A 20290-nucleotide genomic window follows, 5' to 3' on the forward strand; every position below is an offset into this window, starting at 1 on the left:
AAAATCTGAAAATGAAAACGACAAAACATATATTAATCGCGTTGCTGGTGTTGCTCAGTTGCTCCTGCAAAAAATTCCTGGAAGAAAAACCAACTAACTTCCTCACGCCGGATGCTGATCTTACCAGCCCCAAAGTGGCCACCGCTTTTACAAATGGTTGTTATCAGAATCTCCCGGGTTTAATCTGGGGTCAACCTTCTTCTTACGGAGGCAACACCTACAACCTGATGGAGTTTATGACTGGTAAGGCCAACAGTGATCTTGGGCAAACAGGTTTTATCAACTTCCAGAATCTCAGCTACAACATCACCTCGTTTTATGTAGACACCTGGTGGCAACGTTTATACCTCGGTGTAGGCGCGTGTAACCTGGCCATTCAGAACATTCCGAAGGCCATACAACCCGCTGCCACTACTACTAACCAGCTGGCTGCCGCCAGGACGCTGCGTGCACTGTATTATTTTTACCTGGTAAGACTGTATGGCGCTGTTCCTAAGGTAACAGTGGTGCCCACCGTACCTACCCCCGACAATCTGAACCTGTCACGTACGCCTGCCAAAGCCATCTACGACAGTATCATTATTCCGGACCTGGTAGAAGCGGCAAAATCAACATTGCCATGGAAAGACAATACCGGTCGTGTGACCATGAGCTTAGTACAAACCCTGCTGGCTGATGTATATCTCACTTATGCAGGTGCAGCTATCAATGGCGGCAATCAGTATTATGCCTTGTCGGCAGCAGCTTCCAAAGCGGTAATCGCCAACAGTGGCGCTACACTTTTCAACACTTATACGGATATGATTAATCCGCAGAATAAAAACATCGGTGAATTCATTTTCCAGGTGCAGTATGCGGCCTCCGTACCTTCAACCAATCCGCTGACGCCCCTCACCATTCCCAACTATGCAGGCATCTCCAAATATTCTGATGAATTTGGATCCGTATATCCTACCCCTCAGTTTATAAAGTCATTCCCTGCAGGAGATAAGCGTGTACAGGAGAGACAATTTTTCTATACCAAGTATAGAAAGATGAACAGCACCGATACGGTTACTTTCAAGAATACGTACATCTACAAATTCTTTGATTCACTGGCAGTGGTAAATACAGCCAAGTCTGATCTTAACTTTACCATATATCGCCTCGCCGATGTATACCTGATGTATGCAGAAGCGTCTAACCGTGCAGAAGGCGGGCCTAACGCCGATGCCCTTAAATATGTGAAGGCGATCCGCGATCGTGCGACATTGGGACCTTTACCTGCGGGCATGTCGCAAACCGCTTTTGAACAGGAAGTATGGCTGCAGCGGTACTTCGAACTGTGCTTTGAAAATAAAATGTGGTTCGATATGATCCGAACCCGGAAAGTACATAATGATGTTACCGGCAACTGGGATAACTTCATCGGACATACCACCGTGTTTAATGCCACTTTTGCGGAAAAGAATTTGTTGTTCCCAGTTCCTAAACAGGAATTGGACGTGAACCCGAATCTTTTACCCAATAATCCAGGCTTCTAGTAGAAGCGGAAAGCAAAAGGCATAAAGCCAAAAGCTATTGAAGCGAATGATCTAAGCGGAAAATAATATTCGCCCGGATCATTCGCTTCAATAGCTTTTGGCTTTATGCCTTTTTCCTTTTGCCTACCGCAGTTCAAACACTGTCAATACTGCCGAATGATCGGAAGCCCATACATCATCTATCTCTGGAGCTGTTCTGATAATTTTGGAAGATACCGCCTTAATGCGCGGCCCTTTATAGTAAATAAAATCTATCCTGGAAGTTTGCAGATGTCCATAAATAGCGGCAAAGGTACCTGCAGGATGCGTGACTTCATCCGGTTGAAGTTCGCGGTAGCTATCCACATAACCTTTTCCCAGCATCAGCTTTGACACAGGTAATTCCACCGGGCCATATCCATAATGCAGGAATGCCGCTCTGCCGGTCCAATCCAGGTGACTCCCGGAATTAAAATCCCCGGCCAGGATAACGGGTAATGTAGTATCAGCCTGCCAAACCGGGTCTATGTCCTGTTCCATATTTTTACGTGCATCCGCTTCCGCCAGTTCACTATCTTCTGCCACCCAATCAGCCGTATTATATCCGGGTGTGGGATAAAAATCAGTATACTCATGTTTATAAGCATATCGCAACCACCAGTTGCCCATCAGTATTTTCCGGTTGCCGGGTAATTGAATGGTAGCAGTGTTGGATTTAAATTTATCATTGGAGGGATGTGCAACCAGCGGATACCGGCTGAAAAGAGCCAGGTTAGCGCCGGGAGCAGATGTTTGCAACTGGAATCCCAGGGAGTCCCGCAACATCTGCTGGGAACCATAAGCTTCCTGCATGGAAATAATATCCGCATTTGTTTTAACAAGTAGTTCTTTGATCCGGTTCGGCCCATTGTTGCCCACATGTACACCACCATGCCAGATATTCCATTGTAATAACTTCACGATATGCGGATTAGTAGCGGAGGATGCCACCACTGTTTTCACAATATTGGAAGGCGCTTCTTCCGGTGTGTACTTAACCCCATTCAATGAAAAAGAAGCCACTGCCGCGTGCAGGGTATCACCGGGCATAGCATCCCGCTTCACATCGAAGGTCACCAGGAAATAATTCACCCCGTCTTTCAGCGTATATCCATCTGCCGGAGGCAAAGTAAAAATCATTTTCCGGACCGGCGCTTTTCCAGATCCAAACAGCTCTTTGCCAGCGGCAGTACGGGGCGTTTGCCCCGCCTCATAAACATGCACGGCTGCCACATCTTTGATAGTGGAGGCATGCGATAAGTCCAGTTGCAATGCTGTTAACTTCAGCGGAGCAGTGATACCGTTGACCACTATACGTAGTTTTAGCATTGCATCGCCTTTGCTGCCCTGATCAGCATCCCACTCACTTTGAATGGTCACGGCATTAAATAGCTGTTGCTTGTTGGAGGGTGTTACAAATAGCGGGTTATCATTTCTCACCAGAACGGCCAGTGGTAGCTTCCCCTTGTATTTTTTACGGGTATTCCGCATATGATATGCCTGGTGGCCTTTTCCTACGAGGTTCAGGCAAACATCATCGGCCATATCATCAAAAGTATAGTATCCTTTCAGTGCCCTGAAATTGGGGTGACGGGAAGTAAGCGGCTGGTACATCCATTCCCGGAGCGTTGCCGGAGCAAGGGCAGTGGTCCAGATACGGACCTCATCAATGGTGCCGCCAAAGGTGCTGGAGTCCTGGTCATTAGTGCCGATGGCACCCGGCAGGATATCTACCGCGACTTTTGCGCTGCCTGCTTCTTTACCATCAATATATAACCTGGTTTCGCTACCGTCACACGTAGCAGCTACGTGGTGCCATTTGTTATCCAGTACTTCCGGCGCCGTAATATTCGCCTTAGCACAATACAGATGCCCATTTTTGAGCATCAGGGGTAGGTTGTCAATGTTAGGGTATTCTGCATACTCCCCTCCTCCTATAATCGCTTCCTTGTCTTTCCAGTTGTTGTCATCCCCTTTAATCCAGGCTTCCAGTGTCCATTGCCGGCGGATAATGTCCATGCCTATACAAGGATTATTATCGTTGCCATCCAACAGCAATGCATTATTCCGGGACTGCGCATTGGAAAGGATACCTGAAAACAGGCAGATGCCGGCAAAGAGTAGTTTTTTCCCACAACGGAAAAACAGGTTGACTTTCATTGTTCACTATTTTTACAAGTATAAAATAATTCAGCGATAAATGGAGAAATTAACCAGCCGGGCGCTAAAACAAACAGCGGCGCTCCTTTAAAGAGCTGCCGCTGTTAATACTTATTTATACTTACTGTGCCGGATTATCCAGCAGCGGGCGGGGGTCGAAGATTACCCGGAATTTACTGATTTTATTATCTGCCAGTTCATACCAGCCGCTGCAGAAAATGGTTTTGTCGCCCATATTAACGTCATAGTAGAGACTCACATCCTGGCCGTCTGCAAATGCTTTTTTAACCGTGTATTTAAATTTCATACGCGACATATCCGTCAGGTAGGTGTCTGCCCCGTTGCGGCTACCCAGCACGCCCGTGAAAGTAAAATCATCCTGCAGATATTGCCGGGCTGCTGTAAAATCTTCATCGTTCAATGCCTTAATAAAAGCCAATACCGTTTCTTTTGCGTTGGTGGTTGTTGCTACACTCATGTTTTTAAATTTAAAGTTCCTATCGTGGTGTAAAATTCGCGCGATTCCGGGAGATTAATCTGTGACGTTCGTCACAAAGCATTCCTTATCCTCTTCGGGCACGGATACGGCTCAACGTTTCCCTGGCTACGCCAAGGTAGGAAGACAACTGTGTTAATGATACCCGTTGTACTACCTCCGGGAAGTGTTCTTCCATGTATTCGTATCGTTCCAGTCCTGTCATGAGTTTATATATGGCGGCATGTTGTTCCTGCCTCGCCGCAATCCCCTGCAGGCATTTCCTGCCCAGCGTTTCAATATCCGGATCTATGATGGCTGCGGCATACAACAGCTGCTTATCAAACCTCACCGCGGTTAGCGCTTCCATTGCCTGAATAGCATGCGCGGATACTTCGCCCCGGGCAAAGCTGTTGATATTGGTGGCTATATCATTTTCAAAAAAGAAAGCGGTGTTGATATGTTTCCCATCTTTATCGTAAAAAGCCCTGCAACAGCCTTTGCTGATATAAAACAGCGACTGACATACCTTCCCGGTTTCCAGCAGGTATTCATCTTTTTTGAATTCCACAATGCTGAGTGCCGGATACAGCACTTCCCAGTTTTTATCTGTATAAAGGGTGAGCGAATGAATGTAATGCAATACATTTTTTGCCGCCATGTTATCAAGGTCAAACATCCGGTTATAGGATTTTAAAACAGGAAGGTAGTATTGAAAAAATTATCTTCCTAATGTAAATCAACTAAATAGAAAACTGTATCACTTTTAGACGGCTACTTTTTTTGCATATGCAGTTATCATCATCTTGATAAAAAGAGATCATCATTTTTTTTGTACCATTGTGATACTAAACATCCTACTATGAAATATTTTGTAACCCTGCTCTTTGCAGCAATTCCGTTTGTTGTGCATGCGCAACAGAACCCTCCCATTTACGAAGTCACCGGCAAAATAGGTATTGGCACATCCACCCCTACACAAAGGCTCGAGGTAGCCGGTAATATACTGGCTAATAATGGTGCCCTGACAAGCACCCGGGTAGATTCTGTCGGCCAGATAGGCGGATATCTTTCGTTGATTAATCCACTCAAAACTGCACTCGGACAAGGCCAGCGATGGAGTATTTACAATATGGCCGGCTCCGGATATGGTAACAGTCTCCAATTCTGGAACTATGATTATAAAGAGTGCACAGCAGGTGGTATGTGTGCCAACAGATTTACCATCATGGACGACGGCAAAGTGGGTATCAATACTTCCAAACCACAAACAGAACTGGCTGTCAGGGGAACTATTACTGCCATGAGAGTAAAAGTGACCACAACAGGTTGGGCAGATTTTGTTTTTGATGAACACTATGTATTACCATCACTGGCGGAACTGGAAAAACAGATTTTAAAAGATAAACACCTGCCGGGAATACCTGCCGCCATAGAAGTTGAAAAAGATGGACTGGATCTTGGCGACATGCAACAAAAACACATGCAGAAAATTGAAGAGCTTACACTGTATGTTATTCAGCAGGATAAAGAAATCAAACAACTCCGGGAGATGGTACAACTCCTGATGAATGAAAGAAATGCAGCAAAGCATACGAACAAAAAGTGATGTATACAAAAGAGGCACTTTCTTCATCAGGAAAGCGCCTCTTTTGCAGTTGCCCTATTGTAGTAATGTCATCAATGCTTTATAGTAATTTTCATACCCATTTTCCGCAGTACTCAGAAACAGATAGGGTTCAATCATTTCCAGTTCCATCAGGTAAAACTCGCCTTCTTTGATAAGGCCGTCTACCCTTACGTATAACGAGCCTTTCCCAAAATGATCTACGTAGGCTTCGGCTTTATGAATAAATATATCAGTAGTTGGCACTGTGCTGATGGTGCCTCCATGATAATGTTGTACCCTGAAATCACCTTGTTTGGGTGTTTTTAATACTGAGTGGCTAAACACTCCACCGAAAAAAACAAAGGACCACTCTCCTTCCTCAATCTCGTTCAGATAGGGTTGTACCAGGTAATCTTCAATTTGCAATAAGGCAGTCAGCTGGTCACGTTTTTCTTCGATTCCCTCCACAGTAAGCAGCATCGTGTTTTTGGCGCCAGCGCTTACACAGGGTTTCACCACAATTTTATCGGTATGCCACAACCCAAAAAAAGACTTCCAGTCTGGTGATTCACCCTTTTCAATCAGCTTGCTGGGGATGATAGGTAATCCGGCGGCAGCTATTTCAAGGAGGTATTTTTTGTTACTGTTCCAGGCAATCATTTCAGCGGAATTCAATAGCTGGACACCAGCTTGCTCCGTGGTCTTTAACCAGGCATAGAATGTATCAATCTGATCATGATAATCCCACGGTGATTTTATAATGGCCACATCATATTCCTGCCAGTTTATTTCCGGCGCATTCCAGACAACAGAAGTAATGTCGAGTCCTTTCTCCTGTAGAAATTTCAGCAATTGTTCATCTTCATTCACGGTGACTCCTGCAGTATATCGTGCCTGTTGCTGATAGGTCACCAGCGCTATTCTTTTATTCATAGTTTCCGGCTTTATGTATTTGAGACAATCGGTTTGGTCTGCAAAAATACTTCAAAGACGGATGACTTCTTAATTATAATATGGCTTCTCTTTTCTTAAACAACAAACGCCGTAAAACAATGATGACTCATTATTTTACAGCGTTTGCTATTTAATCACGGTCCTCAGTATCCCGGATTCTGCAACAGCAGCGGTTCATTGCGGTCTATTTCCGTTTGTGGAATAGGCCAGAATTCGTAATTATCCTGGTACTTTGTTTTAATAGTAGGTTGTAATGGATTAGGCACAAATCCATTTAGTTTTTGTGTGGCAATCCCCCATCTTCTCAAGTCGAAATAACGGAGCCCTTCCAGTGCAAATTCCACGCGTCTTTCATGCCGGATACGTGTACGCATATCCGTTTGAGATAATCCCGCAGGAAGATCCGGCATATTGCTCCGGTTCCTGACCAGTTTGATGGCCGCATACACGGTACCATCCGGCCCTGCTGCTTCATTCTGTGCTTCTGCATACATCAGCAGGATATCTGCATAACGCAGCAATACAAAATCGTTGTCGTCTATAGTGCCATAATCAGGATCCACCAGGCTGGGATCTAGCCATTTTTTCACAGCATAGTAACCGGTTGTCCAGCTGTCTTTGCCAGGTGTGGCAACGGACAATGCACCGGTAAAGGGCCATCCCTGTGCTTTGGTATCGCCGGGGAAAAAGAAGGTGAGCCGCATGCGGGGATCCCTGTTTTCATAAGGCTTGCCTTTAACATATACAGCGGAAGAAGCCGTGTCTTTACCATCTGCTGCTTCATATTCATCGATCAGGTCCTGTGTACCCTGTTCGCCCTTCCAGCGTTGCAGGTTTACTGCAATAGCCACATCCTGGTGCAGGATATTCGGGCGCTGGTATCTTACGGAAAACAGGATTTCCTTACTGTTGTTCTGATCCGGTTTATAAAAATTGCCGGCATAGCTGCCATTGAGACCGAATTTATTAGCTGTCATGATCTCCTTTGCCAGTGCTGCTGCTTCGGCATATTTTTTCTGGAACAACAGCACCCTTACCTTATATCCCTGTGCAGTGGCTTTCACGGCATGTCCGTCACGATAAGCAGCATCGGGCAGTGCGGCGATGGCAGCATCCAGGTCTGTCAGCACCAGTTTCAACACATCTTCCCTGCTGGATTTGGCGCGGGAAGAGGTATAATCCACGGTAAACGGATCCTCCGTGATAATAACGGTATTGCCATAGAGCTGTGCCAGCCAGAAGTAGTTAAATGCCCGGAGGAAATAGGCTTCCCCTTTATAAAGGGTGAGCTTATCACCGGTCAGTACTTTTCCAACATTCGCCAGGAATGAATTGGCAGCAGCGATCGCCTGGTAGCTATTTACATAATAGACATTTACAAAATCGCCGGATTGAGGGGTAATACCCGAAATGAGTGCATTGTTCCCTCCGCCGTAATTATATTGTCCGTAAGAATCATCTGTAAAGTTATCCCAGGCAAAAACGGAAAACTGTGAGGTAGCATAACCGCCACCATTTGCATAGAGATAGTTGTATAAGCCAGTGAGTGCCTGATCTGCATCCGCCGGTGTTTTCCAGAACAACGAAGAAGCCAGTTTATCAGGTGGCATTACGTCCAGCACTTTCTTACATCCGCTGAATATCATGACTGCTGCACCCGCAATTAAAAGTAAGTATTGCTGATATTTTTTCATAACTGAATCATTTAACAGGAAGAAATTAAAACTGCACCATGGCGCCGAAAGTGTACGTTTTTGTTTGCGGATAGGTAACATAGCTACCGTCTCCTACGCGTTCCGGATCAAGGCCCGGGAATTTGCTGATGGTAAATACGTTATCTGCCGTAAAGAATATCCGCAGTGATTTGATACCTGCCCTGGCAATTTTGGCAGCAGGCAGATTATATCCCAGCTGCACATTCCTGAGCCTTATAAAGGAAGCATCTTTCAGGTAGTAGGTAGAAGCATAATACTGTACCGGTTGATATCCATCTGCTACATAAATTTTAGGCATAGTGGTGCTGGGATGCTCCGGTGTCCAGCGGTTGCGCCAGTCGGTGGTGGGAACGGATCCTTGTCTGAAAGGTTCTATACCCCATCCGTTTACATAGATTTTCTGTCCTTCAGATGCATATAATTGCGCACTCAGATCAAAGTTTTTCCAGGAAGCGCCGAGGTTCACCGCATATTGGAAGGAAGGATACTTTCCTTTTGTATAGGTACGGTCTTTGTCATCAATCACACCATCGCCATTCACATCTTTTATTTTCAGATCACCCGGTGTAGCTGCCACCGGCTGCTTGGGTGATTTTGCAATTTCATCTGCACTCTGGAAAATGCCATCCCATTGATACATGTAATATTCATCCAGGGCATGTCCTTCTTCCCGGATCGTATGATCATCGATCTGTCTTTTACCAAATTCCTCCAATACGTTTTTATAACGCTGTAAATTGGCGCCTATATACCAGGTGAAATTCTTCCCGATCCGGTCATTGTACTGTACATTTAATTCAAACCCTTTATTTCTCACGGCGCCATTATTCACAGTGGGCGCCGCTAAGCCCAGCCATAGCGGCACCTGGGAAGTGCGCAGGATATCAAAGGTGTATTTATTAAACCAGTCGCCGGTAAACGTAAGTTTGTTATCAAAGGCTGTCAGGTTAATACCCAGATCGAGTACCCGGGTGGTTTCCCAGGTAAGCCCCGGATCTATCAGCTGGCTGCCGTTAAAGCCGGTGCTAACACTGGAGCCAAATACATAAGGTCTGTTGTCCAGTGTAGACTGATAAGGATATGTACCGATGTTCTGATTCCCTAACTGTCCCCAGGAAGCGCGTAATTTAAGATCGTTGATCCAGGAAGCCTGTTTGAGGAATGCTTCTTCCGACATTCTCCATGCGCCGGAAAAGGAATAGAATAAACCCCAGCGAGTATCTGACGGGAGTCTTGATGTACCATCGTATCTAACACTGGCGCCAAACAGGTATTTATCTTTATAATCGTAGTTGGCATTACCATAAAATGAACGAATGGCCCATTGACCGGAGGTCCCATTATTGGCCTGTCCTTCTGAAGGTCCGGCATTCAGTTCTCTCAGCAGGTTAGTGGGAAACTGTGTGCGGCTGGCATTCAGGGTGTCAGCCTTATTCTGTTCCTGTTGAAAACCTGCCAGGGCAGAAAGATTGTGTACCCCAAATTTCTTCTTATAAGTAAACTGGGAATAATATACGGTATAGATATAACCTGAATTACCTACGCTTAGTCCGGGTGTACCATCATCCAGCAACCCGGCAGGACTCATATCACTATAATAATAAGTAGGTACGGTAGGTCTGAAATCATTGTATTTGTAGTTGTCGTAGTTCATACCGGCCCTGTTCTCCCATCTCAGTCCATCTACGATATCCACATCGAGCGACAAATTACCCTGTGCATAGTAATCATTGGTTCTCACCCTCACATCTTCTCCCACGATGGCTACGGGGTTCTTATTGCCTAACTCATTGGAATAGCCTTTTTTGATCCACTTTCCATCGCTGGAAGCGGGATAGAGTGGTGACTGTGCCAGCGCGGAGAGGAACATGTCCCCTGCGCCGTTTTCAGGATATTTTCTGTCGGCATAGCGCATCTGTACATTGGTACCAATAGTCACTCTTTTATTAACCCTGGAGCTGAGGCCAAGATCAAGTGTATATTTTTTGTAGTCGAACCCGATCAATACACCGGGCTGATTGCTGATGCCCAGGCCCAAACTGTAGGTGGTATTATCTTTACCACCGCTCATATTCAGATAATGGTTCTGTGTGTAAGCAGTGCGGAAAATATCATTCAGCCAGTTGTGGTTGGGATATTTCACGCGGTCTGTTGCATTCTTGTACAGGTCTATTTGTTGCTGGGTATAGATCGGAGCTAACCCGGAGTTAGCTCTTGCCTCATTGGAGAGTTGCATATACTCCGCCGAATTGGAAATAATGTCCGGCAGTTTTGCGGCTTTGGAAATACCCAGGTTATAGCCGTAGGTAAGCGAGAAGCCATTCTTGCCTTTTTTTGTTTTAACGACAATCACACCATTAGCGCCGCGGGAACCATAAATGGCGGCGGAAGCCGCATCTTTCAGTACGGAAACTGATTCGATATCATTGGGGTTTAATGCACTCAGACTACCGGGCAGTCCATCAATCACCACCAATGGGTCGTTGCCGGCGCCGCTGAAAGTACTGATCCCCCTGATACGCAGTTGTACGTTTTCATTTCCGGGCTCACCGGAGCCCTGTGTTACCTGTAAACCCGGCAGCTGCCCCTGGAGCAGCGAAGCAGGGTTGGTAGCCACGCGTTTATTCAAATCAGCACCTGAGATGGTGGCCACGGCGCTGGTGAGTTTATGTTTTTCCTGGGTACCGTATCCCACCACTACTACTTCATTCAGGCCGGCTACATCTTCTTTCAGGATAATTGTCAGCGCAGTTTGATCGGTCACGGTGATTTCCTGTTTAAGGAAGCCGATGGCGGATATTACCAGGACGGCATTATCGGGCACCTGCAGCGAGAACAGACCATCTGTGGTGGTTAAGGCGCCTGTGGTAGTGCCTTTTACCTGCACTGTAATATTGGGTAAAGGCTGTCCTTTTTCATCCAGTACTTTACCGGTGATTTTCTTTGTCCGGATCTGGTCAGCAGCATTTTTAAACACTACCATGTTATTATCCATGATAGCGTAGTGCAGTCCTGTTTGATGGGATATTTCATTCAGCACATCCCGAATATCTGCCTTTTCCATGGTCAGACTGAGTTTCGGCAATTTTTCTATGGCAGTATTGCTATAGTAAAACGTATACCCCGATTTTCTTTCGAGATAGTGGAAAACCTTTTCTACATCTGCCTTTACAAAGGAAACGGAAATGGTGTTTTGCGAGTATCCTGATGCGGATGCCTGGAGAAATAACCCCAACAACACGCCGGTGAATTTAAACATTAGTAGCAGTTTTCTTCCATAACATGGCAGCTCAAACGTTGTTTGCTTCGTTGGTATTTTCATAACCTGGAAAGTTCTTATTAAGACTCAATAAATGTGGAATGCTTTAGTGGTCAATGGCTGGAAATATCCGGCATAGTAAACCCGCTAGGGAGGTCGCTCCCCAATAATGATCCTGTTATTCATATTGGTAGGTTTAGTTAATCGTTATTATATCATCCTGGATGGAATATTTGAATGGTTGAATTTCCTGTAAGATGTTTAATAGTTTTTCTATGGGCACATTATCGGCCCGGCCTGAGAATCTTAATGCCGCCAGCTGCGGATCGCGGATGATGATCTTTACACCGTACCAGCGTTCGAGCCTTTGCACAATAGCGGACAATGTTTCATTTTGAAATATCAGTTGATTGTTTATCCAGGCTGTTTCCAGCACCCGGCTGCTGTCTGTGGATGAAATGGGGGATAATGGCTGACGTTCAATAACGATGTTTCCTTGTGTGGTAGCCGTATTCACGGCATTTCCCTTCGTGTCTTTTTCTGCAGACGCCTTTCTCAGCAATACCTTTTCGTTGGGTGCTATCCGGAATACCTGTTGCCCTTCTTTTACCACTACTTCTACCGCTCCGGAGATCACCGCTGTTTCTTCAAAATCTTCCTCTTTATAAGAACGTATATTAAAAGAAGTTCCCAGCACCCGAACATCCATTTTTTCCGCATGTATAATAAAAGGGCGGCTGGCAGCGTGTTTGATATCGAAATAAGCTTCTCCAGTGAGATATACTTCTCTGAAGGCTTTGTCCATTTTTTCCGGATACCGCAAAGTACTGCCGGCGTTGAGCAGAATAGTACTACCATCTGCCATGCGGATCCTCGTTTTCATACCGGCATCTGTTGTTACTATTTTATATCCGGCAAAGGGTGACTGTTTGTAATAATATGTCAGTAACCCGCCGGCACAACCAACAACGACTAATAGCGATACAAGCCATTTGCGGGCCATAAAGCGACGTCTTTCAGCCACCGGCCTGGCAGATGCCTGCGCCCGGCTTTCCTCTTCTATAAAACTGCTTACCCTGTCTACCAGCCTATCCGCATCTTCCTCATCAAAAGCAGACACCTTTCTGAACGAAAGCTGTTCCATCTGGCCGGCCTTCAGCCAGTCGCCAGGATGTTGCAATAACAATTCATCCAGTTCCGCTTTTTCCGCGGCGGAAATTTCTCCGCTCCAGTGCAGGGCCAATAGCTCCGATAACCGTTTGGGCATTTACAGAAAGTATAGTTTTTTGATCAATTCTCTAATAAGACAACTCAAAAAGAGAAAACAATTAAGCGGGGGTAAAAAAATTAGGAGTAGGAATATTTGATGCTGGGTCCCAGTGCCGACCATATTTTCTTCAGGGCAATCGTCATCTGTACATTTACCGTGGCTTTTGAAAGGTCGAGCAGGGCGGCTACCTGCTCATAGGTGAAGCCTTCTTCTTTTACAAGTACGAAAATCTGCCGGCAACGCGGGGGCAAAGACTGAATGGCGGACCGGATATGGTCCAGCTGCTCCTTGCTTATGAGTATGTCTTCCGGACTTTGGACGCCATGGCGGCTTACCTGTACTTCCCAGGCCGCATAGTGGGTGGTTCTGCGGCCATTACTTTTGAGGTAATTAAGAGCGGTATTTTTTATAGCTTTAAAAAGATAGTATTGTAAATTATCAGGTGGGGTAATGTCCACTCTTTGTTGCCATATTTTGATAAACACATCTGCTACCACCTCTTCCGCTTCTGCTTCATTTCCTACGATACTACACGCAAAATACTTTAATGAAGGGCTGAAAGCCTTCATCATCTGTTTAAATGCGGCAAGATCTCCCAGTGCCCAAAAAGAATAATAATCCTGTTCTTTGCTGCTCATGGTCATGAATAGCCTAAAATAAGATTTCTTTTAATAGGAGATGAACACCGGATTACCCATTTTTAATACTAAATTACCCGTAAATAAAGTGCCCTATGTCTACCGACAGCGTAAAGCTCACCTTAAGGCAACCTTCAACGTCTTCTCCTCCAGGTGCACCTATTGAATAGCTGCGATCTCTTCTTCAAAATCCATATTTACAGCTCCCGGTTTATCATCTTCCAGAATTTTCTGTGCAGCAATTTTACAAACCGGCTGCAGGGCGGAAAAATGATCCTTGTTCTTCACTTCATAAAAATGGGTATACTTATTTTGTCCTGCTGCTGCCTTCTTTTTCATGGCGCGTAACTCCTCAATATTACCCTGTCCATCTCCTTCAAAAACATATACCGGCGTTTGTAATGAGGAAAGCCAGGAAGCCGGTGACCTGAGGAGTGACTCTTTGCTATCCTGCGTGTTAAAGGTACAGGACTCCGGTCCATAGCTATCATAGGATTGTACCGGTCCAAAGCTGAATACCGCTCTGAACCTTTTACTACATTCCGCTGCGAGCAATACCTTTGTGCCACCAGTACTATGGCCACCCAGGTAAATACGATTAGAGTCTATCCCGGGCTGTTTAGCGAGAAAATCAGCGGCGGCCAGTATATCATCAATTTCACCAAAACCCGACTCATCATACCCCGGATTCCGATTACCACCTCTCTGAGCCGGATACATCATCACAATACCCGCTTTCCTGAATGCACCGGCCGTCTGATCATTTTCCGGATCAGCCTCCTCCCAGACCCCACCAATATCATTTCCAAAGCCCCCGCTGATCCAGATAATGGCCGGATGTAATTTCCCGCTGTCCGGTATTTTACCAAGATAGGCTTCCATGTTGCCAATATCAGACGGATAGGCCACAATGGAAAACAGCTCCTTCGGTGGTTGGGGTACCGGCACATCCATTTTATTGTGCTGCGTCAATTTGGTAACAAATCCTTTCCGGGAATCCGCAAAAGCAGGCAATGCTTCCTGGGCTGCCTCCGTGGTTTTACCACCGTTATTGTTATTACAGGAAAGAAAACCGGCTGATAAAAACAGTAGCAGTAAAGGCTGGTAAACTTTTTTCATGGGTTATTATTATGGTGAAAAAATCCCGCTCAAGATAGTTCATCATTCCGGTAATAATTGCGGACCTGCTTTTACGCCTATCCCACTCCACAATAATAGCTTTGATTAATACTTTTTTTTGAATACATTTATCGGTTCCTAAATCGGTTTAGCAATCACATACAGTGTGTGTAAGACACTCAATAAGGTACTTATATATTTGAGATAGCCACAAAACTATTTACCAAACATGAACAAGCAAGTTATCAAGGGATTCCACATTTTATGGTTATTGCTGTTTGCGGCAACAGCTAACAGCCAGACCAAAACGGCTTATACGAAGTATGTAAATACTTTTATTGGCACCGCACCACTGACAGATCCAAAAATTTTAGGGTATGAATTACCACAGGGCTGGAGATCATGGGCAGGACTTACTTTTCCCGGCAGCTCCCTTCCCAATGCTATGGTACAGCTAAGCCCCATAACAGCCTATGGATCCGGCGCAGGATACCAATATGAGGATAACTTCATTTTTGGCTTTACACATACCAACAAAGGGCACTGGAATCTTTGTAATATTCCTATCCTGCCAGTTTCAAATCCGGGTGAAAAATTTGGTTCACACTTCTCCCATAAAAAAGAAAGTTCTGCACCCGGATTTTACCAGGTGTACCTGGATGATTACAATGTGAATGTAAATCTTACTTCTACCTTAAGATGCGGTTATCACCAATATGAATATAAAAATAATAGTGACCGGCAAATTCTTTTTGACCTGGCCAAAGCCAACAACAGGGTCAACGGCTGGGATATTGAAAAAGCGGGTAACAATGCTGTACAGGGCTATCAGCAGGCGGGAGAAAGAATTTATTTTTATGCACTCCTGAACACGGGCATTGCAAAATTAGAACTGAAAAACAAAGGTAACAACGATGGTTATGCCGTGGTGCATTTAGTGGATGGCAGTACCGGGCCTGTAGAGGTGAAAATAGGCATATCATTCGTAAGCATGGCCAATGCAAAGGAAAACCTGGAGAAAGAAATCGGTCGCAAATCTTTTGCCGACATCCGCAACGAAGCCACTAAAAAATGGGAGGCGCTGTTGTCATCCATACAGGTAAAAGGTGGCACAGAGAAACAAAAAGTAATGCTCTATTCCTGTTTGTACCGGTCATTCCTATGGCCCGCATTACGCAGCGATGCAAACGGCGCATTTACCGATGCCAAACATAATGTAGTGAAAGCTGATTTCAACTATTACACAGAGCCTTCGCTGTGGGATACCTACCGGAATAAAGATGTGCTATTGGGCCTGATCACCCCGCAGGTAACATTGGATGTGATTAAGTCCATGAAAGATGTGGGAGATAAAAGAGGATTCATCCCTACTTTTTTCCATGGTGATCACGGCGCCTCCTCTATTGCAGGTGCTTACCTGAGAGGCATTGATAATTTTGATATCAAAGGTACTTATGAAATACTGCTGAAGAACGCCAATGTAGAAGCCGGTGCCAGACCATTTATCAGGGAGTATATTGAAAAAGGGTTTATTTCAGATCCGGATGTAACGAATCCTCACGTAGAAACAAAAGGGAAAGCGGGTGTGTCCAAAACACTGGAGTACGCCTATGATGACTACTCTGTTGCCCAGATTGCCAAAAAGCTGGGAGATACCGCCAACTACAGGATGCTTATGGCCAGGTCCAAAAACTACAAAAATGTATTTGATTCATCTACCCGGTTTATGCGGGGCAGGCTGGAAAATGGTTCCTGGATTACCCCCTTTAATCCGCAATACCCTTATTACGAATACATGTATAGAGAAGCCAACGCCTGGCAGGTATCTTTCTTTGCGCCACACGACATGCCCGGTTTAGTGGCCTTATATGGTGGTGCAAAAGTATTTGAATCCAAACTGGATTCCCTGTTCACCGTTCCCTGGAATTCCCGATATATTGCCCGGAATGTGGAAACAATGATAGGTCAGTATTGCCATGGTAATCAGCCGGATCATGAAGCGCCTTTTGCATATTATTTCGTTGGGAAACCTGAAAAGTCCCAGCATATCCTGGATACCATCTTAAATACTTTATACGGTATCGGCGATGATGGTATTGCGCTCTGCGGCATGGATGATGCAGGTGAAATGTCTTCCTGGTATGTATTTAGTGCATTAGGATTGTATCCGTTCTCCGCTACTGATCCGGAATATATTGTCACGGTGCCGCTTTTTGATGAAGTGAAATGGAAAACAGCGGGTGGTAAATTGCTCACGATATCGAAACCGGGGAAAGGTAGAAATTTAACAGGGATCAAAGTAAACGGGCAACAACTTAACGGGTATTTTGTGCCGAATGATTTGTTCAGGAATGGAGGTAAAGTAGAAATCAGTACGAGGTAAAGCAATATATAACAGCACTCACCAGTGTTACACCGGTGAGTGCTGTACCGTAAATATCTTTTAAAAGGCTATCTACCTTTAATAAGACGTACGAGCCAGATAAGAATCACGGATCCTATCAATGCTACGATCAGGGAGCCAATGAATCCATTTCCCACATGGATGCCCAGTTTGCCAAACACCCAGCCTCCCAGCCAACCGCCAACAACCCCCACAAGGATGTCTACAATCACACCAAACCCTTCACCACGCATTAATTTACCGGCAAGCCATCCTGCAATGCCACCGATTAGTAAAGTCCATAACATAAAGAAAGATTTTTGAGATTAGATGAATGTAACAATAAATTTACATATTCACCATTCTTTCTGAGGGGATGCCGTGTTATTACCTATATTTTTACATCTTAATAAGACCGGGTAAGTATGTTTGGCAACACTACATTACCAGCACTGGACTATCCGTTTTATTCCCCCTGGACTACTCAGCTCTTACGGCTTAATTGTAATTTTGTGCGGAAAAAATAAATTATCGATGATAAATTTCTCCATACAACCTATTTTAGAAAATGATACCGCCCTGATGTTACCCTTAACAGCAGCCGACTTTGACGCGCTGTATGCTGTAGCTGCTGACGAAGCAATATGGCAACAACATCCCAATAAAGACCGCTGGAAAAGAGAAGTCTTCCTCACTTATTTTGATGGCGCCATACTCAGCAAAGGTGCATTTAAAATCATAGATAAAAAATCAGGAGAAATAGCAGGCAGCACCCGTTTCTACGACTATAATGAGCAGGAGAAAAGTATACTGATCGGCTATACTTTTTATGGTACCAGATTTTGGGGAACAGGTATCAACAGCATCGTCAAAAAGCTGATGCTGGACTACATCTTCCAATATGTAGATAAAGTGCATTTCCACATTGGCGCTGAAAACATCCGTTCCCAGATCGCTATTGGCAGATTGGGCGCCAACAAAATAGCTACCGAAAACATTGCCTATTACGGAGAAGCTTCCAAATTGAATTTTGTATATGAAATCAGGAAAGATGCCTACCCGCTATTATTAAGCTGATGACAAAAAAATCCTGCAGTAGCACATTAAAATTCCATTAAATTAACGACCACACAAATGTGGCTGAAACAAAAGCCGTAATATTGCCTGAACGATACTTACTATTTACAACAAAATCTGAGAGACTAAACCATCATCTTTAAGTAAACTTTTGTAACCCACAGTAGACCCAAATCACTGTACAGGATTGGATTTCACCAACAGAAAAAAGATGGATTCATTTAGCGGGCATATATGCCTATCGGCTTTCTTTATTGCTTACTGAGCATTTCCTTTCATTAATTTTTCCTGACACCGGCTATCCATATAGCTGTGCGTATATCTCTTTTTTTCATGCAGGCACGATCATATTCTAAAAACCCAAAATCTCAATCAATGAAAAATCAAGCAGCATTATTTTTCATCTGCCTTCTGGCAGCATCCTTCGTCATTTCATGTCAAAAGGATAATAAACAAAGTGGTAGTGAAAAACCCAATGTTCCTGACGCTGTTTTAGCACAAATAAAAGCGAAAGGATTCAGTACCAGAAATGTACATGCAGTAAACGATGGCTACCTTGTAGAAGGAGATATTTTCCTGAGTACAAAGGACCTTTCAAAGAAAGATGTTACCCGTAAGGTAAGAGTAGCCAAAACGGAACAATACAACACAGATAACACGGTATATGGCTTACCACGTGTTATCAAGGTAAAGGTTAGTAACCTGGGCACCGCGTTTGTGCAGGGAACCGACCTGGCGATTCAACGTTACAATGCGCTGAATCTCCGGATACAATTTCAGCGCATCACCAGCGGCACAGCTGATATTACTATTAAAGGCTTTTACGAAGGCCCCAGCGGTGGTTATATCACGTTAGGTTCGTCTGGTTTCCCTACTGATAACGGAGATCCGTACAACCTTGTGCAAATGAATACACACCCTGATGCATATGGTAGCAATCCTAATGTACAATATGTAGGGTCCGTTATTCAACATGAAATAGGACATTGCATTGGTATGCGTCATACCGACTACATGGACCGCTCCTACAGTTGTGGTGGTGATCCGATAGATGAAGGTGACGGCGGCGTTGGCGCCGTTTATATTCCGGGAACACCAAGTTCACCCGATGCAGATTCATGGATGCTTGCCTGTTCCAATGGTGGCAACCGTACGTTTAATAGCAATGATATCATTGCGTTGAACTACCTCTATCAATAACCCACACAGAGAGATGCATTGAAAAAATATTATCAACGTAAAGGTTACACTTCTCAGATCGTGCTGGTGTAACCTTTTTCTATTTCCGTGTAAAAAGGATTTATTATAAAGCTATATTCCTCACACCTGTGTTTTCACTGCAGCAATATAGCACTATAGAACAATTCCGCCTATAACGTAAAAGCGCCATTTTGGATGTTGTAACAATTTAAAATTCATGCCGCTCAAAATATATTTATGCACAAATTGCAAGACTAATGCAGTGATCATCAATATATCATTGTTAAAAACTTTATAAAGAAATGAAGACAATTTTTTCTTCCAACAAAAAATTTTACATTTAGAAATCGAAATACTATCCAGGTAGTAACATATCTCGTTAACACGGAACATGCAGTTGATTTTTGTTATGCCCGGCACGCCACCAAGCGCAGGATCAACTAATTATTGAAAACTTTTACTGTAAAAATCACAACGAAATGAAGCCCAGACCTGATAATCATTAATATTGTGGTGTTCTATTTATCTATTTGCTTTCCATCCAACACTTAGTTAGCTAAGTAAGCTGGATTACAATCTTTTTTGCATTTATTGTTTAACTCATTTAATTTTTAAATTAGGTAGAAATGCCTGTGCATCATAAAAAGAGGTGAAATGCATTTATAGTATATTTTCCCTGTTCTCTAATCGGGAACATTGCCAATAAACTCAGCAATAAACCGTTTACTGACAAACAAAAAACAATTACTTCCGCCGGGATTGTTTTTGTACCTGAACATAACTTTGAATGATATTCCTGTTGCTGAAAAGTGATGGTTATAACCTGTTTTAAACAGTTAAGTAGTTGTTTTATCAAAGGCGATTCAACACTCAAAATGACCTTGTTTTCC

At 44.2% G+C, this 20290-nt stretch carries 15 protein-coding genes; 5 read left to right on the forward strand and 10 right to left on the reverse strand.

Annotated elements, in window-relative coordinates:
• The first annotated feature begins 11 nt into the window (after positions 1-11).
• Positions 12-1523, forward strand: a complete 1512-nt coding sequence (locus AB4Z08_RS34825) for a RagB/SusD family nutrient uptake outer membrane protein (RefSeq protein WP_441578396.1) — start codon at positions 12-14, stop codon at positions 1521-1523.
• Between the two features lie 123 nt (positions 1524-1646).
• Here AB4Z08_RS34825 and AB4Z08_RS34830 read toward each other — a convergent pair whose 3' ends face one another.
• From AB4Z08_RS34830 to AB4Z08_RS34840, 3 genes are all read right to left on the reverse strand, one after another.
• Positions 1647-3701 (reverse strand): LamG-like jellyroll fold domain-containing protein, encoded by a 2055-nt coding sequence (locus AB4Z08_RS34830; protein WP_441578397.1) that lies wholly within the window; start codon positions 3699-3701, stop codon positions 1647-1649.
• A 121-nt stretch (positions 3702-3822) separates the two neighbouring features.
• Positions 3823-4179: a nuclear transport factor 2 family protein gene (locus AB4Z08_RS34835; protein ID WP_441578398.1), complete on the reverse strand. Its 357-nt coding sequence runs from the start codon at positions 4177-4179 to the stop codon at positions 3823-3825.
• A gap of 85 nt (positions 4180-4264) precedes the next feature.
• Positions 4265-4855, reverse strand: coding sequence for a Crp/Fnr family transcriptional regulator (locus tag AB4Z08_RS34840; protein WP_441578399.1), 591 nt, complete (start codon positions 4853-4855; stop codon positions 4265-4267).
• Positions 4856-5038: 183 nt separating this feature from the next.
• On the opposite strand from AB4Z08_RS34840, the gene AB4Z08_RS34845 reads away from it, so the two are divergent.
• Positions 5039-5785 (forward strand): hypothetical protein, encoded by a 747-nt coding sequence (locus AB4Z08_RS34845; protein ID WP_441578400.1) that lies wholly within the window; start codon positions 5039-5041, stop codon positions 5783-5785.
• Positions 5786-5839: 54 nt separating this feature from the next.
• Here the strand turns inward: AB4Z08_RS34845 and AB4Z08_RS34850 are convergent, their stop codons facing one another.
• The 6 genes from AB4Z08_RS34850 to AB4Z08_RS34875 all read right to left on the reverse strand — a co-directional run bounded on the left by AB4Z08_RS34850 (position 5840) and on the right by AB4Z08_RS34875 (position 14740).
• Entirely contained in the window at positions 5840-6718 is an 879-nt protein-coding gene (locus AB4Z08_RS34850) for an ATP-grasp domain-containing protein (protein WP_441578401.1), read from the reverse strand.
• Positions 6719-6882: 164 nt separating this feature from the next.
• Positions 6883-8433 carry a RagB/SusD family nutrient uptake outer membrane protein gene (locus AB4Z08_RS34855; protein ID WP_441578402.1) on the reverse strand — a complete coding sequence of 517 codons (1551 nt, stop codon included), beginning with the start codon at positions 8431-8433 and terminating at the stop codon, positions 6883-6885.
• 25 nt (positions 8434-8458) lie between these two features.
• The gene (locus AB4Z08_RS34860; protein WP_441578403.1) at positions 8459-11713 is read right to left on the reverse strand and encodes a SusC/RagA family TonB-linked outer membrane protein; all 3255 of its coding nucleotides are present in this window, start codon (positions 11711-11713) and stop codon (positions 8459-8461) included.
• Between the two features lie 196 nt (positions 11714-11909).
• Complete coding sequence (locus AB4Z08_RS34865) at positions 11910-12980, reverse strand: FecR family protein (RefSeq protein ID WP_441578404.1); 1071 nt, start codon at positions 12978-12980, stop codon at positions 11910-11912.
• Positions 12981-13060: 80 nt separating this feature from the next.
• A complete protein-coding gene (locus AB4Z08_RS34870) occupies positions 13061-13621 on the reverse strand; it encodes an RNA polymerase sigma-70 factor (RefSeq protein WP_441578405.1) in 561 nt (186 codons plus the stop codon).
• Between the two features lie 159 nt (positions 13622-13780).
• The gene (locus AB4Z08_RS34875; RefSeq protein WP_441578406.1) at positions 13781-14740 is read right to left on the reverse strand and encodes an alpha/beta hydrolase family protein; all 960 of its coding nucleotides are present in this window, start codon (positions 14738-14740) and stop codon (positions 13781-13783) included.
• A gap of 229 nt (positions 14741-14969) precedes the next feature.
• Between AB4Z08_RS34875 and AB4Z08_RS34880 the strand changes: the two genes are divergently transcribed.
• Positions 14970-17123 carry a GH92 family glycosyl hydrolase gene (locus tag AB4Z08_RS34880; RefSeq protein WP_441578407.1) on the forward strand — a complete coding sequence of 718 codons (2154 nt, stop codon included), beginning with the start codon at positions 14970-14972 and terminating at the stop codon, positions 17121-17123.
• Between the two features lie 68 nt (positions 17124-17191).
• Here the strand turns inward: AB4Z08_RS34880 and AB4Z08_RS34885 are convergent, their stop codons facing one another.
• Positions 17192-17431, reverse strand: coding sequence for a GlsB/YeaQ/YmgE family stress response membrane protein (locus AB4Z08_RS34885; RefSeq protein ID WP_441578408.1), 240 nt, complete (start codon positions 17429-17431; stop codon positions 17192-17194).
• Between the two features lie 226 nt (positions 17432-17657).
• Here AB4Z08_RS34885 and AB4Z08_RS34890 point away from each other — a divergent pair, with 226 nt between their 5' ends.
• Together AB4Z08_RS34890 and AB4Z08_RS34895 are read left to right on the forward strand one after the other, a co-directional pair.
• Entirely contained in the window at positions 17658-18200 is a 543-nt protein-coding gene (locus AB4Z08_RS34890; RefSeq protein WP_441578409.1) for a GNAT family N-acetyltransferase, read from the forward strand.
• A 375-nt stretch (positions 18201-18575) separates the two neighbouring features.
• Positions 18576-19400 (forward strand): M57 family metalloprotease, encoded by an 825-nt coding sequence (locus AB4Z08_RS34895; RefSeq protein WP_441578410.1) that lies wholly within the window; start codon positions 18576-18578, stop codon positions 19398-19400.
• Positions 19401-20290 lie beyond the last annotated feature (890 nt).

It is taken from the genome of Chitinophaga sp. RAB17 (genome assembly GCF_052114225.1).
Taxonomy (GTDB): domain Bacteria; phylum Bacteroidota; class Bacteroidia; order Chitinophagales; family Chitinophagaceae; genus Chitinophaga.